This is a genomic window from Salinibacterium sp. ZJ450 (assembly GCF_011751885.2).
In the GTDB taxonomy this organism is placed as follows: Bacteria; Actinomycetota; Actinomycetes; order Actinomycetales; family Microbacteriaceae; genus Ruicaihuangia.
Genome location: NZ_CP061771.1, coordinates 2,976,599 through 2,990,554 on the forward strand (window position 1 = coordinate 2,976,599; position 13,956 = coordinate 2,990,554).

General features: G+C 66.3%; 12 protein-coding genes. 4 read left to right on the forward strand and 8 right to left on the reverse strand.

The genetic code is table 11. The annotated features are described in order from the left end of the window. Window positions 1–68: 68 nt before the first annotated feature. From guaA to guaB, 8 genes are all read right to left on the reverse strand, one after another. Entirely contained in the window at window positions 69–1,652 is a 1,584-nt protein-coding gene (guaA, locus tag HCT51_RS14445; protein ID WP_166877257.1) for a glutamine-hydrolyzing GMP synthase, read from the reverse strand. Window positions 1,653–1,707: 55 nt separating this feature from the next. Beyond that, the gene (locus HCT51_RS14450) at window positions 1,708–2,139 is read right to left on the reverse strand and encodes a DUF3817 domain-containing protein (protein WP_166877254.1); all 432 of its coding nucleotides are present in this window, start codon (window positions 2,137–2,139) and stop codon (window positions 1,708–1,710) included. Window positions 2,140–2,144: 5 nt separating this feature from the next. Further along, entirely contained in the window at window positions 2,145–2,930 is a 786-nt protein-coding gene (locus tag HCT51_RS14455; protein WP_166877251.1) for an SURF1 family protein, read from the reverse strand. Window positions 2,931–2,933: 3 nt separating this feature from the next. Further along, the gene (locus tag HCT51_RS14460) at window positions 2,934–4,301 is read right to left on the reverse strand and encodes a cation:proton antiporter (RefSeq protein ID WP_166877248.1); all 1,368 of its coding nucleotides are present in this window, start codon (window positions 4,299–4,301) and stop codon (window positions 2,934–2,936) included. 3 nt (window positions 4,302–4,304) lie between these two features. Then, window positions 4,305–4,835 carry a cation:proton antiporter regulatory subunit gene (locus tag HCT51_RS14465; RefSeq protein WP_166877245.1) on the reverse strand — a complete coding sequence of 177 codons (531 nt, stop codon included), beginning with the start codon at window positions 4,833–4,835 and terminating at the stop codon, window positions 4,305–4,307. Between the two features lie 73 nt (window positions 4,836–4,908). After that, on the reverse strand, window positions 4,909–6,648 hold the full coding sequence (locus tag HCT51_RS14470) for a glycerol-3-phosphate dehydrogenase/oxidase (protein ID WP_166877242.1): 1,740 nt from the start codon (window positions 6,646–6,648) through the stop codon (window positions 4,909–4,911). A 92-nt stretch (window positions 6,649–6,740) separates the two neighbouring features. Continuing rightward, complete coding sequence (locus tag HCT51_RS14475; RefSeq protein WP_166877238.1) at window positions 6,741–7,865, reverse strand: GuaB3 family IMP dehydrogenase-related protein; 1,125 nt, start codon at window positions 7,863–7,865, stop codon at window positions 6,741–6,743. Window positions 7,866–8,140: 275 nt separating this feature from the next. Then, on the reverse strand, window positions 8,141–9,643 hold the full coding sequence (gene guaB, locus HCT51_RS14480; RefSeq protein WP_166877235.1) for an IMP dehydrogenase: 1,503 nt from the start codon (window positions 9,641–9,643) through the stop codon (window positions 8,141–8,143). 266 nt (window positions 9,644–9,909) lie between these two features. On the opposite strand from guaB, the gene HCT51_RS14485 reads away from it, so the two are divergent. Genes HCT51_RS14485 through HCT51_RS14500 form a run of 4 tightly spaced genes read left to right on the forward strand, consistent with a single transcriptional unit; the run spans window position 9,910 to window position 13,887 of the window. Continuing rightward, a complete protein-coding gene (locus tag HCT51_RS14485; protein WP_370626968.1) occupies window positions 9,910–11,169 on the forward strand; it encodes a branched-chain amino acid ABC transporter permease in 1,260 nt (419 codons plus the stop codon). 9 nt (window positions 11,170–11,178) lie between these two features. Further along, entirely contained in the window at window positions 11,179–12,159 is a 981-nt protein-coding gene (locus tag HCT51_RS14490; RefSeq protein WP_166877232.1) for a branched-chain amino acid ABC transporter permease, read from the forward strand. After that, on the forward strand, window positions 12,149–13,120 hold the full coding sequence (locus tag HCT51_RS14495) for an ABC transporter ATP-binding protein (protein ID WP_166877229.1): 972 nt from the start codon (window positions 12,149–12,151) through the stop codon (window positions 13,118–13,120). Before HCT51_RS14490 ends, HCT51_RS14495 begins: the two co-directional genes overlap by 11 nt. After that, on the forward strand, window positions 13,117–13,887 hold the full coding sequence (locus HCT51_RS14500) for an ABC transporter ATP-binding protein (RefSeq protein WP_166877226.1): 771 nt from the start codon (window positions 13,117–13,119) through the stop codon (window positions 13,885–13,887). The genes HCT51_RS14495 and HCT51_RS14500 overlap by 4 nt, the downstream gene beginning before the upstream one ends. Window positions 13,888–13,956 lie beyond the last annotated feature (69 nt).

Consider the following 13,956-nt stretch of genomic DNA (forward strand, 5'->3'; position numbering starts at 1 on the left):
GTAAGAGAAGAAGAGGCCGCCCGAACCGGGCGGCCTCTTCTTGTTGTCCTGTCAGTGGAGCAGGACAACTACTCCCACTCGATGGTTCCCGGCGGCTTAGACGTGACGTCGAGAACCACGCGGTTCACATCCTTCACCTCATTGGTGATGCGGTTCGAGATCCGCGCCAGCACGTCGTACGGCACACGGGTCCAGTCGGCGGTCATCGCGTCTTCAGAGGACACCGGGCGCAGCACGATCGGGTGCCCGTAGGTGCGGCCGTCGCCCTGCACGCCCACCGAGCGCACGTCGGCCAGCAGCACCACCGGGCACTGCCAGATGTCGCCATCGAGGCCGGCCATGGTCAGCTCGGCGCGCACGATGGCATCCGCCTCGCGCAGCAGGTCGAGGCGGTCCTTGGTGACCTCGCCGACGATCCGGATGCCGAGCCCGGGGCCGGGGAACGGCTGGCGGCCGACGATGACCTCGGGCAGCCCCAGCTGACGGCCGATCGCGCGTACCTCGTCCTTGAACAGGGTGCGCAGCGGCTCGACCAGCTCGAACTGCAGATCTTCCGGCAGGCCGCCCACGTTGTGGTGGCTCTTGATGTTCGCCGTGCCGGTTCCGCCACCGGACTCCACGACATCCGGATACAGCGTGCCCTGCACGAGGAACCGGATCGGGTCGCCGTCGGCTGCGGACTCCGCCACGAGCTCGGCCTGCGCCTGCTCGAAGGTGCGGATGAACTCGCGTCCGATGATCTTGCGCTTCTGCTCCGGGTCGCTGACGCCCTCGAGCGCGTCGAGGAACTGCTGCTCGGCGTCGATGGTGATCAACCGGATGCCGGTGGCCGTGACGTAATCCTCTTCGACCTGGCGGCGCTCGTCCTTGCGCAGCAGGCCGTGATCGACGAACACGCAGGTGAGCTGATCGCCCACGGCGGCGTGCACGAGTGCGGCGGCGACGGCGGAATCCACCCCGCCGGACAGGCCGCAGATCACCTTGCCGGTGCCGATCTGGGCGCGAATCCGCTCCACCTGCTCGGCGATGACGTTGCCGGGGTTCCAGTCGCCGGGGATTCCCGCCGCGGTGTGCAAGAAGTTCTCCAGCACACGCTGGCCGAACTCGGAGTGCTTGACCTCGGGGTGCCACTGCACGCCGTAGAGCTTGCGCTCGTCGTTGGCGAACGCGGCAACCGGGGTCGACTCGCTCGACGCCAGCACCTCGAACCCGTCCGGTGCCTTCGAGACGGCGTCGCCGTGGCTCATCCAGGTGGTCTGCGCGATCGGCTGGCCGGCGAGCAGCGTGCCGCCGTTCCCCTTCAGCGTCACCGGCGTTGCGCCGTATTCGCGCTGGCCGGTCTGCGAGACCTCGCCGCCGAGCTGAGTGGCCATCACCTGGAATCCGTAGCAGATGCCGAGCACGGGCACGCCAAGCGCGAGGATTCCGGTATCCAGTGAAGGCGACCCCTCCTCGTACACGCTGGACGGGCCACCGCTCAGCACGATGCCTGCGGGGTTCTTCGCGGCCACCTCGGCGGCGCTGATGGTGTGCGGCACGATCTCGGAGTACACGTTCGCCTCGCGCACACGGCGCGCGATCAGCTGGGCGTACTGGGCTCCGAAGTCGACGACGAGCACCGGTTGGTGCGAGGTTCCGGGAGCTGTCACCACCGGCGCCTCCTCGTTCTCGAGTCCGTCGGCTCCCGGCTGGGTGTCGGTGAGTGCGTTAATGGGCGGCCTCCGCTAGTTCGGCTTCACGGTTGGTGAGATAGGAATTGATCGTGCGAGACAGCCGTACTTCGACGATGAAGGACAGGAACGGAACGACGCCACCGGTCGCCATCAGCAGAAGCTGCGGCAGGTTCCAGCGCATGAAGGTCCAGAGTCGGAAACAGGCGATCAGGTAGATCACGTAGAACCAGCCGTGCACGATCAGGATGCCGGTGCTCAGGTTCACCGCCTGCACGGTGCCATCCGGCACCAGCGCCAGGAAACCGTACGCGCCGCCGAGTTCGATCTCGCTGCCGAACCAGTACTTGGCGATCATCTCGGCGCACAGCAAAAGCAGCATGACTCCGGTGATGTATGCGGTTACCTGATAGAACTTGAGGCCGCTCCGAATCTGCGGGAACGTCTCGGGTTTTGGAGCCAATGCCATGGGGGTCAGTCTACCTTTTGCGGGTCGCGCGATTGCTGGGCGGCCAGCTCGGCAGCTTCCTCGAGCTCACGCTCCCAGGCATCCTTCACCAGCCGGTACCACAGGTAGATGGCGAACCCGGCGAAGATCACCCATTCGGCCGCGTAGAAGATGTTCAGCCAGTTGAGCTGGACTTCCTCGCTCGGCTTCGGCGAGGAGATCAGCTGCTGGCCGACGTCATCGTGCAGCACGAGATAGCCGCCGTACACATCGTCGACCGACTGCCACTGGTTGATCAGTGCGGCGATGGCAAGGCTCGAGTGCTCGCCGTTCTCGAAGTCGGAATCGGTGGGCGCCTCGCTGGGCAGGTACCGGCCGGTGATCTCGAGGGGACCGTCCGGCAGGCGATCGATGACGCCGTCCAATTCAGCGGATGTCGGTGCCCACCCGATCGCGACGGCCAGGCTCGGCCCCGTCTGCCGCTCGGCCTCGGTGGCGCCCACCCTGAACTGCCCGACCAGCCAGTACCCGCTCTCGCCGTCTTGCTGACGGTCGGAGAGCACGGTGAACTCGCCGGGCACGAACGCCCCGGTCGCCGAGACGACATGGCCGGCCATCGCCTCGGTCACCGCGCGCTGCGGCTCGGTGAGCCGGTCGATCGGCTGCACCGTCTCGGTGTCGCGGTCGATCACGGTGGCCTCGTCGACGCTTCGTTCCAGCTGCCACTGGCCGAGCAGCGCGAATGCCGCCGCCACTGCTAGACACAGCACGAGCATGGCGATCCAGCGCGGCCTGCGCGCAACGTTCCACACGGTTTAGTACTCCGGATCCCGCTCGCGCGCTATCTGTTCGTCGCGCTCGCTCATCGCGCGCTCCACGCTGGAGTCGATGGTGCCCTTCGTGGGCGCCTCGGCCTCAAGGGTGTCGGTCACCACCGCACCCCCTACCGGCATTTCACCGGTCAGCGCTGCCTCGCGCTCGGCCGCGGCTCTGGCGGCCGCTTGTTTCTTCTTCTTGCGGCTTGGAGCGCCGAACCAGCCGCCGATCCGCTCCGAGTTCACGGCCATGAGCGGGCCGATCACCGACATCACCAGCACGTAGAGCCCGGCGAATGGCGTCATCCGGTCGTCCAAGCCCGCCGCGAGCGCGAGCGTGGCGAGGATTAGGGCAAACTCGCCACGGTTCTGCAAGATCACGGCGGTGTTGAATCCGGCCTGCGGGCCCATCTTGTTGATCCATGCCACGAACTGTCCGGCGATCAGGTTCAGCACGATGGTCATCCCGATGGCGGCGGCCACCGGGCCGAGCACCTCGCCGAAGGTGGCGGGGTTCAACGCCAGCCCGAAGTTCAGGAAGAAGAACGCGCCGAACACGTCGCGCAACGGCAGCGCGATGTGTTCGATCCGGGTGCGGAATCGGGTGGCGCCGAGCACCAGTCCGATCAGGAACGCGCCGATCGCGTCGGTGACGCCGAGCAGTTCGCCGATGCCGGCGAAGGCGAGCGCGAGCCCGAAGAACAGGATGGTGAACAGCTCGTCATCCTTGGCCTGGATCAGCCGCGACACGACGCGACCACCCCACCGGGCGAGCGAGAACATCACCACCAGGAACAGGAACGCCACCCCGAGTTTCACCACGATCGGCCCGAGGTCGGTCTCACCGCTCAGTACCACCCCGACCACAGCCAGGTAGATGGCGATGAAGATGTCTTCGACCACGGTCACGCCGAGGATCATCGGCGTCTCGTCGTTGGCGAGGCGCCGCAGTTCGATGATGAGCTTGGTGACGATGGCGCTCGAGGATGTTGCGGTCATGCCGGCGATCACGAGGGCCTCGCGGGGCCCCCACCCGATCATGAACCCGAAGGCCAGCCCGACGCCCATGTTGAGCACGATGTACGAACCGCCGGAGATCAGCAGCTTGCCGGCGTTGTTGAAGAACGCGTCCTGATCGAATTCGAGGCCGAGGTTGAACAGCAGCATGATCAAGCCGAAGACGGCGATCAGCTCGACCCGCTGGGTGTCGAAGTCGAGCGGGAACCAGCCGACGTGCGGGCTCGCCAGCAGACCGACCACCATGTAGATGGGGATGACCGGGAGTCCGATCAGCTTGCCTGCTCTGCCGAGCACATACGCGAGGACGAACAGGATGCCGAGGACGAGGAGGTCTTGGCCGAGATGCATCCGCTATTCTCCCGGCGGCGCTGCGGCGGCAGCCTTCGACTTCACTTCACCCGTTCGGTAGAACTGGAACGCCTTGGCGACCTTCTCCGGCGCGCCGGCGAGCACCAGGGTGTCACCGGGGAAGACCTTGAACTCATCCGAGGGCACCGGGTTCGTGGCGTCTCCGCGCACGACGGCCACAACGGTGCATCCGACGGCGCCATGCTCGGCGAGGTCGCCGAGCGGCTTGCCTGCGATGTAGTCGTCGTAGTCGACGGGGAACCAGTCGATGGCGAGCCCGGGGATCTCCGAGACGCTCGACCGGGACTGGGTGATCTGGGTTCCGCCGAGCAATTCGGCGAGGGTGCGGGCCTCGTCTTCGTCGAGACGCAACGACACCTTGACGGCATCCGCTCCGTCCGCGGCCTCGGCAAAGCTGATCAGATCGCTGTGGCCGGAGCGGTGGGTGACAACGCCGACCTTGCCGCCGTCCTCGGTGACGAAGGTGTGCAATATTCCGACGCCCGGGAGTTGGACGCGCCGAAGATCAACCATGAGGATGGGCCCTTTCGGGGTTTGGTGGCGGTCGATCCAGTCTACGTCAGCGCATTCCAGCGTCGGCGCGGGACTACGGAGCCAGCGGGGTGGTGCTGATGTCTGGCGCTTCCAGCCGCACACGATCGGCGGACGCGTCATCCGGTTGCTGCTGACTCGCCCGTTCGGCCTCGACCCGTTTCAGGTAGAACGCGACCTCACGGTCGATCCTGGCCTGGTCCCAGCCGAGCGCGTCGCCCATCAACCTCGCGGCGACCGGCGCGGCAGACACCCCGCGGTCCCACGCCTCGATCGACACCCTGGTGCGCCGGGCGAGCACGTCGTCGAGGTGCAGCGCGCCCTCGTGGGTTGCCGCGTAGACCACCTCGGCCTGGATGTAATCGTCGGCGCCGGGCAGCGCGTCCTTGAGCTCGGGCCGGGAGCGGATCAGATCGAGCAGTTCGTCGGTGAGCACCCCGTACCGGTTCAGGAGGTGCTCCACCCGCACCTTGTGAATCCCGAACGCCCGGGCGATCTTGCCGCGTTTGTTCCACGCCGCCTGGTAGCCCTCGGCGCCGAGCAGGCTCACCTCGTGGGTGGTGGATGCCGGGATCTTGCCGTCCAGCGCGTCGACGGCGGCGTCGATCGCGTCCTTCGCCATCACCCGGTATGTGGTCCACTTGCCGCCGGCCACGACCACGAGTCCCGGAACGGTGTGCGCGACGATGTGCTCGCGGCTGAGCTTGGAGGTCTGGTCGCTCTCCCCCGCCAGCAGCGGGCGCAGCCCGGCGTAGACGCCTTCGACGTCTTCCCGGGTGAGCGGCACGTTCAGCACCTCATTCACCCGTTTCAGCAGGTAGTCGATGTCGGCTGCGGTGGCGGCCGGGTGCGCCTTGTCGAGGTTCCAGTCGGTGTCGGTGGTGCCGATCAGCCAGTGCCGGCCCCAGGGGATCACGAACAGCACACTGTTCTCGGTGCGGAGCAGCAGCCCCACCTTGGACTGGAAGCGGTCACGCGGCACCACCAGGTGCACGCCCTTCGAGGCGCGCACCTTGAACTGGCCGCGCTCCCCCACCATCGCTTGGGTGTCATCGGTCCACACGCCGGTGGCGTTCACCACCTGGCGGGCCTTGATCTCGAACCGTTCGCCGGTCTCGAGGTCGTGCGCGGTGACCCCGACCACCCGCTCGCCCACCTTGAGGAACCCCTCGACGCGCACCCGGCTGGCCACGTGCGCGCCGTAGAACGACGCGGTGCGGGCAAGGCTCGACACGTAACGGGCGTCATCAACCTGGGCATCGTAGTAGACCAGCCCGCCGCGGAATGCGTCGCCGCGCAGGCTGGGCGCCGCGCGCATCAGCTGCCGGCGCGACAGGTGACGGTGGTGCGGAACACCGGGCGGACGGCCGCCGCTGTAGCTGAACAGGTCGTAGAGCAGCATCCCGGCGCCGACGTACAACCGCTCGATCACCGGTTTGGTGAGCGGGTACAGGAAGCGCACCGGCTTCACCAGGTGAGGCGCGATGCGCTGCAGCAGCAGGCCGCGCTCGATCAACGCCTCGCGAACCAGCCGGAAGTCCAACTGCTCCAGATAGCGGATGCCGCCGTGCACGAGTTTCGACGACCGACTGGAGGTACCACTCGCCCAGTCGCGCGCCTCGACCATGCCGACGCTGAGCCCGCGGGTCACGGCATCCAGCGCGGAACCGGTGCCGACGATGCCGCCACCGATGACGAGGATGTCGAGTTCCTTGGTCTTCAGCGCGTGAAGGGCGGCCGCGCGTTCCTCCGGCCCCAACTTTGACGATCTGGTCACCGGCTTCTGCCCGGCCATACCCACCTCCGGCCCCGCGGTCCTCGGACCGACTGCTGTGTACGACTAGTCCATGGCTGCTGATTACGGCTAGCCCTGGCGATTGTGTGCGACTACCCCTGACGGTGGTAGGGAGCGACGATGACCTCGACCCGCTGGAACTCCTTGAGGTCGGAGTAGCCGGTCGTCGCCATCGACCGGCGCACGGCGCCGATCAGGTTGCTGCGTCCGTCGGCCACGGTCGACGGTCCGAACAGGATCTGCTCGAGCGGGGCAATGCTGCCGACCTGAACGCGGTTGCCGCGAGGCAGCTCGGCGTGGTGCGCCTCCGGGCCCCAGTGCCATCCGCCGCCGGGGGCGTCATCGGCGCGGGCCAGGGCGGTGCCGAGCATCACGGCGTCGGCGCCACAGGCGATCGCCTTGACGATGTCGCCGCTGGTCGACAGTCCGCCGTCGGCGATCACGTGCACGTAGCGTCCGCCGGACTCGTCGAGGTAATCGCGGCGTGCACCCGCGACATCCGCCACCGCGGTGGCCATCGGGGCGTGGATGCCGAGCGCGGCGCGGGTGGTCGACGCGGCTCCCCCGCCGAAGCCGACCAGCACACCGGCTGCACCGGTGCGCATCAGGTGCAGGGCGGCCGTGTAGGTGGCGGCACCGCCGACGATCACCGGCACGTCCAGCTCGTAGATGAACTTCTTCAGGTTGAGCGGTTCGGCGTTCTTCGACACGTGCTCGGCGCTCACCGTGGTGCCGCGAATGACGAACAGGTCGACCCCGGCGTCGACCACGGTCTGGTGCAGGTCCTGGGTGCGCTGCGGGCTGAGCGCGCCGGCGACCGGAACCCCGGCGGCGCGGATCTCGGCCAGGCGCTCCTTGATCAGCTCCGGCTTGATCGGCTCGGCGTAGATCTGCTGCATCCGCGCGGTGGCCACGTCGGCCGGCAGGTCGCGGATCTCGGCGAGGACGTCTTCGGCGTTCTCGTACCGCGTCCACACGCCCTCGAGGTCGAGCACGCCGAGTCCGCCGAGCTTGCCGATCGCGATCGCGGTGGCGGGCGACACCACCGAGTCCATCGGAGCTGCCATCACCGGGGCCTCGAAGGTGAAGGCGTCGATCGACCAGCTCACCGAGACATCGCGCGGGTCACGGGTGCGGCGACTGGGAACAATCGCAATGTCGTCGAAGGAATACTCACGGCGGGCACGCTTGGCGCGGCCAATCTCGATCTCAGTCACTACGCCAGCCTACCGCCGCCCTCCGACGCGGCCTTCGGGGTAGGTTTCCGCGGCGGGTTCTCGCGGCGTGGCCGGGCTGCCCGCACTGCGGTGAGCGCTGCGTTTTCGGGCGAGCGCGCGTGCCGCGGCGGGCTCGCTCGTCCGTTTCCGCAGCGCTGACCGATGGTGGACGCCTCGGCGGTCGGCACTCGGCGAGCTGGCGTCATCCGTGATTCTGCAAAGAATGCCCATGTGCGCAGGGCACATGGGCATTCTCTGAGGAATCAGCTGGGTCGCTACTTGCGGTAGTTCGGGGCCTCCACGACCATCTGCACGTCGTGCGGGTGCGACTCCTTGAGACCTGCCGCGGTGATGCGCACGAACTTGCCCTTGTTGCGCAGTTCCTCGATGGTGCGGGCGCCGACGTAGAACATCGACTGGCGCAGTCCGCCGAGCAGCTGGTAGGTCACCGAGCCGACCGGTCCGCGGTAGGGCACGCGGCCTTCGATGCCCTCGGCGATGAGCTGGTCATCGCTCGGGACATCCGCCTGGAAATAACGGTCGCGGGAGTACGAGGTCTTCTGCCCACGGGTCTGCATCGCACCGAGCGAGCCCATGCCGCGGTAGTTCTTGAACTGCTTGCCGTTGACGAAGACCAGGTCGCCCGGGCTCTCGTCGGTTCCGGCCAGCAGCGAACCGAGCATCACGGTCTCGGCGCCGGCGACGAGCGCCTTTGCGATGTCACCCGAGTACTGCAGCCCGCCGTCGGCGATCACCGGAACGCCGGCCTCGCGTGCGGCGAGGGATGCCTCGTACACCGCGGTGACCTGCGGCACGCCGACACCGGCCACCACGCGGGTGGTGCAGATGGATCCGGGACCAACGCCCACCTTGATGGCGTCGGCGCCGGCCTCGACCAGCGCCTGCGCGCCGGAGCGGGTGGCCACGTTGCCGCCGATGATGTCGATGCCGCGGAACGCCGGGTCGGCCTTCAGCTTGCGGATGATGTTGATCTCACCGGCCGAGTCACCGTTGGCGGTGTCGACCACGATGATGTCGACACCGGCGTCGGCGAGGGCGCCGGCCCGGTCCCAGGCATCGCCGAAGAAGCCGATCGCCGCGCCGACCCGCAGGCGACCCTCGTCGTCCTTGGTGGCGTTCGGGTACTGCTCGGTCTTGTCGAAGTCCTTCACCGTGATGAGTCCGGTGAGGCGGCCGCTGTCATCGACGAGCGGGAGCTTCTCGATCTTGTGCTGCGCGAAGATGGCGATCGCGGAATCCGGGTCGATGCCGGTCTTCGCGGTGATCAGCGGCAGCTTGGTCATAACGTCGCGCACCAGCGTGGTCGACTTCTCGAATTGCGAGACGAACCGCATGTCGCGGTTGGTGATGATACCGACGAGCTTGCCGTCGCCCTCCACCACGGGAAGGCCGGACACGCGGAACTGGCCACACAGGGCGTCCACCTCGGCGACCGTGGCATCCGGCGTGGTCGTCACCGGGTTGGTGATCATGCCGGACTCGCTGCGCTTGACCTTGTCGACGTAGCGCGCCTGGTCCTCAATCGAGAGGTTGCGGTGCAGCACGCCGAGCCCGCCGTTGCGAGCCATCGCGATCGCCATGCGCGCCTCGGTCACGGTGTCCATCGCCGCCGAAATCAACGGTGTGCTCACGCGGATGTTGCGAGTGAGCCGCGACGAGGTGTCTGCTTCGCTCGGGATGACATCGGTGTGGCCGGGTAGCAGCATTACATCGTCGTAGGTGAGGCCGACGAATCCAAACGGGTCAGGCTGATCCATGAGATCTCCTTGAAGAAACGAGAAAAGAAATCCGGATGCAGCGTTGAAACCCGGTAATCAATGTTAACGGAATGCGCGGATCGTTATTCCGAGCCGTCATAATGTCCTCATCGGTAGTGATTCGTGTGAAACACTGTCGTCACAAACGAGAAGTAACGTCAACGACGACGGAGCGGCAGGAGTTCTGGGGATCCACCAGCCCGACTGCCCGTCTTGGAGGTACTGTGCAATCAGCTCGCCGGACGACGCAGCGCGGACTGCGCGCGCTGTTTCTCGTCTTCATCGCCCTTCTCGGTGCTCTACTGATGCTCACGGCGGCCCCCGCGTACGCCGATGAGGTGGGTGCCGACGAGCCGTACAAGATCAGCGGAAACGTGCAGAACGAGGGGCAACCCCTCGAGGACGTGCTCATCACGGTGACAGGCAACGGTGTCGATCTCGAGGTGGAGACGGATGCCGAGGGCCGTTGGCGTGTGGGCGTTCCGGAGCGCGACACCTACACCGTCACCCTTGTGGAGAGCACCCTGCCAGAGGGCATCGCGGTGCTCGAGGGCGGCAACGTGCAGGAGGTCGAGATCGGGCCAGGCGGCCGCGTCACGATGAACTTCTTCATAGGGGAGGGTGAGCGCAACGTCACCAGCTTCTTCGACCAGCTCGTGTCGCGCATCTTCAACGGCCTGAACTTCGGCCTCATGCTGGGCCTGGCCGCGGTCGGCGCCTCGCTGGTCTACGGCACCACGGGCCTCGCGAACTTCGCGCATGCCGAGATGGTGACGTTCGGCGCGGTGATCGCGCTGTTCTTCGGCACCACGATCGGCATGCCGATGCTCGCGGCCATCCCGCTCGCCATCCTCGTCAGCGGCGCCTTCGGCTGGGCGATGGACGCCGGCCTCTGGCGCCCGCTCCGACATAAAGGCCTCGGCCTCGTGCAGCTGATGATCGTGAGCATCGGCCTGTCGCTGACGCTGCGCTATATCTTCCAATACTTCATCGGCGGCGGCACCTTGCAGCTGCCGGGTTCGGCCGAGGCGGAGTTCCCGCTCTTCGGCGCGGTCACCATGAGCTGGATCGACATCGCAAGCATGGCAATGACTGTCGTCGTACTCGTTGTCTTCGCGCTGTGGCTGCTGTACACGCGAATGGGCAAGGCGACCCGGGCAATCTCCGACAACCCGTCGCTGGCTGCGGCATCCGGAATCGATGTCGATCGCGTGGTCCGCTGGGTCTGGATCATCTCGGCCGCGATGGCCGGTCTCGCCGGCATCCTGTACGCGTACTTCCGTCCGGGCATCAAGTGGGACATGGGCGCGCAGATCCTGCTGCTTGTCTTCGCGAGCATCACCCTCGGCGGCCTGGGCACCGCGTTCGGCGCCCTGATCGGTTCGATCATCGTCGGCCTGCTTGTCGAGGTGTCAACGCTGTGGATTCCGTCCGATCTGAAGTACGTCGGTGCTCTCGGCATCCTGATCGTCATCCTGCTGTTCCGACCGCAGGGCATCCTCGGTCGCAAAGAGAGAATCGGATAGGGCCGGAACATGGACTGGTTGCAGATCTTCTCCAACACCGCGTCGTCCCTGCTCGGACCCGCAACGATTGCCTACGCTCTCGCCGCGATCGGTTTGGCCGTGCACTTCGGGTACGCCGGCCTGCTCAACATGGGTATTGCCGCGTACATGGCGATCGGCGCGTACGGGTACGCGATCTCGGTCCTCACCTTCGGTCTACACTGGTGGGTCGGGATCCTTATCGGTCTGGTCGCCTCGGTGATCTTCTCGTTCATTCTGGGTATCCCGACGCTGCGGCTCAGAGGCGACTATCTCGCGATCGTGACGATCGCCGCGGCCGAGATCGTCCGGCTGCTGTTCTTGACCACGACGTTCGACGCGGTCACGGGATCGGCTGACGGCCTGAGCGGTTACCACGGAAGCTTCCGCGCCTCGAACCCGATCCCGCCCGGCGAGTACGGGTTCGGGCCTTGGGTCTACAACGAGACCGGATGGTGGGTGCGCATCGTCGGCATCGTGCTGGTGGCCCTTGCCGCCCTCATCGTCTGGGCGCTGATGCGCAGCCCCTGGGGCCGCGTCATCAAGGGCATCCGTGAAGACGAAGACGCGGTGCGCGCGCTCGGCAAGAACGTCTTCGCCTACAAGATGCAGGCCCTCGTGCTCGGCGGAATCTTCGGCGCCCTCGGCGGCGTCGTGTACGCGCTGCCATCATCGGTGAACCCCGGCGTCTATGTGACCTCGCTGACCTTCTTCGTATGGACCGCGCTGCTGCTCGGTGGCGCGGCAACGGTGTTCGGTCCAATCCTCGGCTCGGCCATCTTCTGGGTAGTTCAGTCACTGCTCAGCAACATCCTGCCCGCCTTGGTCAGCTCCGGCGTGCTGCCCTTCATGTCGACGACCCAGGCGCAGACCCTGCGCTTCATCATCGTCGGCATCGCTCTGATGCTCCTTGTCATATTCATGCCGCAGGGCATCCTCGGAAACAAGAAGGAGCTGACCTTTGTCAAGTAACACGGTCCCTCCCACCCCTCGAGCTAAGACGACCGGGCTGCACAAAGGGGACTTTGTTCCCGGCGTTCCCAAGGTCGACCCGATCCTGGTCGCCGACAATGTCACCCGCGCCTTCGGTGGCCTGACGGCCGTCGACGTCGAGCACGTCGAAATCCCCCGCAACGCCATCACCGCATTGATCGGGCCGAACGGGGCGGGCAAGACCACGCTGTTCAACCTGCTCACCGGTTTCGACAAGCCTGACTCGGGCAAGTGGGAATACGACGGCACTTCGCTGTCTGGCATCCCCTCGTTCAAGGTGTCACGGCTCGGCCAGGTGCGCACGTTCCAGCTGACCAAGGTGCTCTCTCTGCTCACCGTGCTCGAGAACGTGAAGCTCGGTGCCCGCAACCAGACCGGTGAGAAGTTCTTCGCAAGCCTGTTCCCCGCCTTCTGGCGCAAGCAGGAGGGCGACATCGAGGAGAAGGCGATCGAGATTCTCACGCGCTTCACGCTGGAAGCCAAGCAGGATGATTTCGCGGCCAGCCTGTCCGGCGGACAGCGCAAGCTGCTGGAGATGGCTCGCGCCCTGATGTCCGACCCACAGCTGGTGATGCTGGATGAGCCGATGGCAGGCGTCAACCCGGCACTCACGCAGTCGTTGCTCGACCACATCCTCAATCTCAAGGACGAGGGGATGACGGTGCTGTTCATCGAACACGACATGAACATGGTGCGCCACATCGCCGACTGGGTCATCGTCATGGCCGAGGGCCGAATCGTCGCCGAGGGGCCACCGCAGATCGTCATGAAGGACGCGGCTGTGATCGACGCCTACCTCGGCGCCCACCAGGACGTCGACCTCGGCGTCGTCACCGGCCGGGTGAAGGGCGAAATGACCGAGGCGGCCGAGACCCTGCTGGCCGACGTCGAGGACGTCGTCACGCGCGGAGAATCAGACGAAACGGAGGCCAACAAATGACCAGTACAGCCCCAGCCGCCGCCACGCCGGTGGCGCCGACCGGCACCCCTGTCATTGAGGCGACCGGGATCGTCGCCGGCTATCTGCCCGGCGTGAACATTCTGAGGGGCGCGAACCTCGTCGCCCACAAGGGCGAGTTGATCGGGATCATCGGCCCGAACGGCGCCGGCAAGTCCACTCTGCTGAAGGCTATTTTCGGCCAGGTGAAGGTGCACGAGGGATCTGTCACGCTGAACGGCGACGACATCACCGGGCTGAAGGCCAACAAGCTCGTCGCCCGCGGCGTCGGATTCGTGCCGCAGAACAACAACGTGTTCCCGAGTCTCACCATCGAGGAGAACCTGCAGATGGGGCTGTACCAACGCCCCAAGGCGTACAAGGAACAGCTGGAGTTCGTGGTCGGGATCTTCGCCGAGATCGGCAAGCGCCTCGGTCAGCGCGCCGGTTCGTTGTCCGGTGGTGAACGCCAGATGGTGGCCATGTCGCGGGCTCTGATGATGAACCCCGAGGTGTTGCTGCTCGACGAGCCCTCTGCGGGTCTGTCGCCGGTGCGTCAGGATGAGGCGTTCATCCGGGTCTCAGAAATCAACAACGCTGGCGTCACGACCATCATGGTCGAGCAGAACGCCCGGCGCTGCCTGCAGATCTGCGACCGCGGTTACGTACTCGACCAGGGCCGCGACGCGTACCACGGCACCGGCCGGGAACTGCTGAACGACCCGAAGGTCATCGGCCTGTACCTGGGCACGCTCGGCGAAGAGCACTAGCCACACCGACTTGAGGGCCTCGGCGAGTACGCCGGGGCCCTCTTGATGTGCGGGGTGCCGGACGTCCGG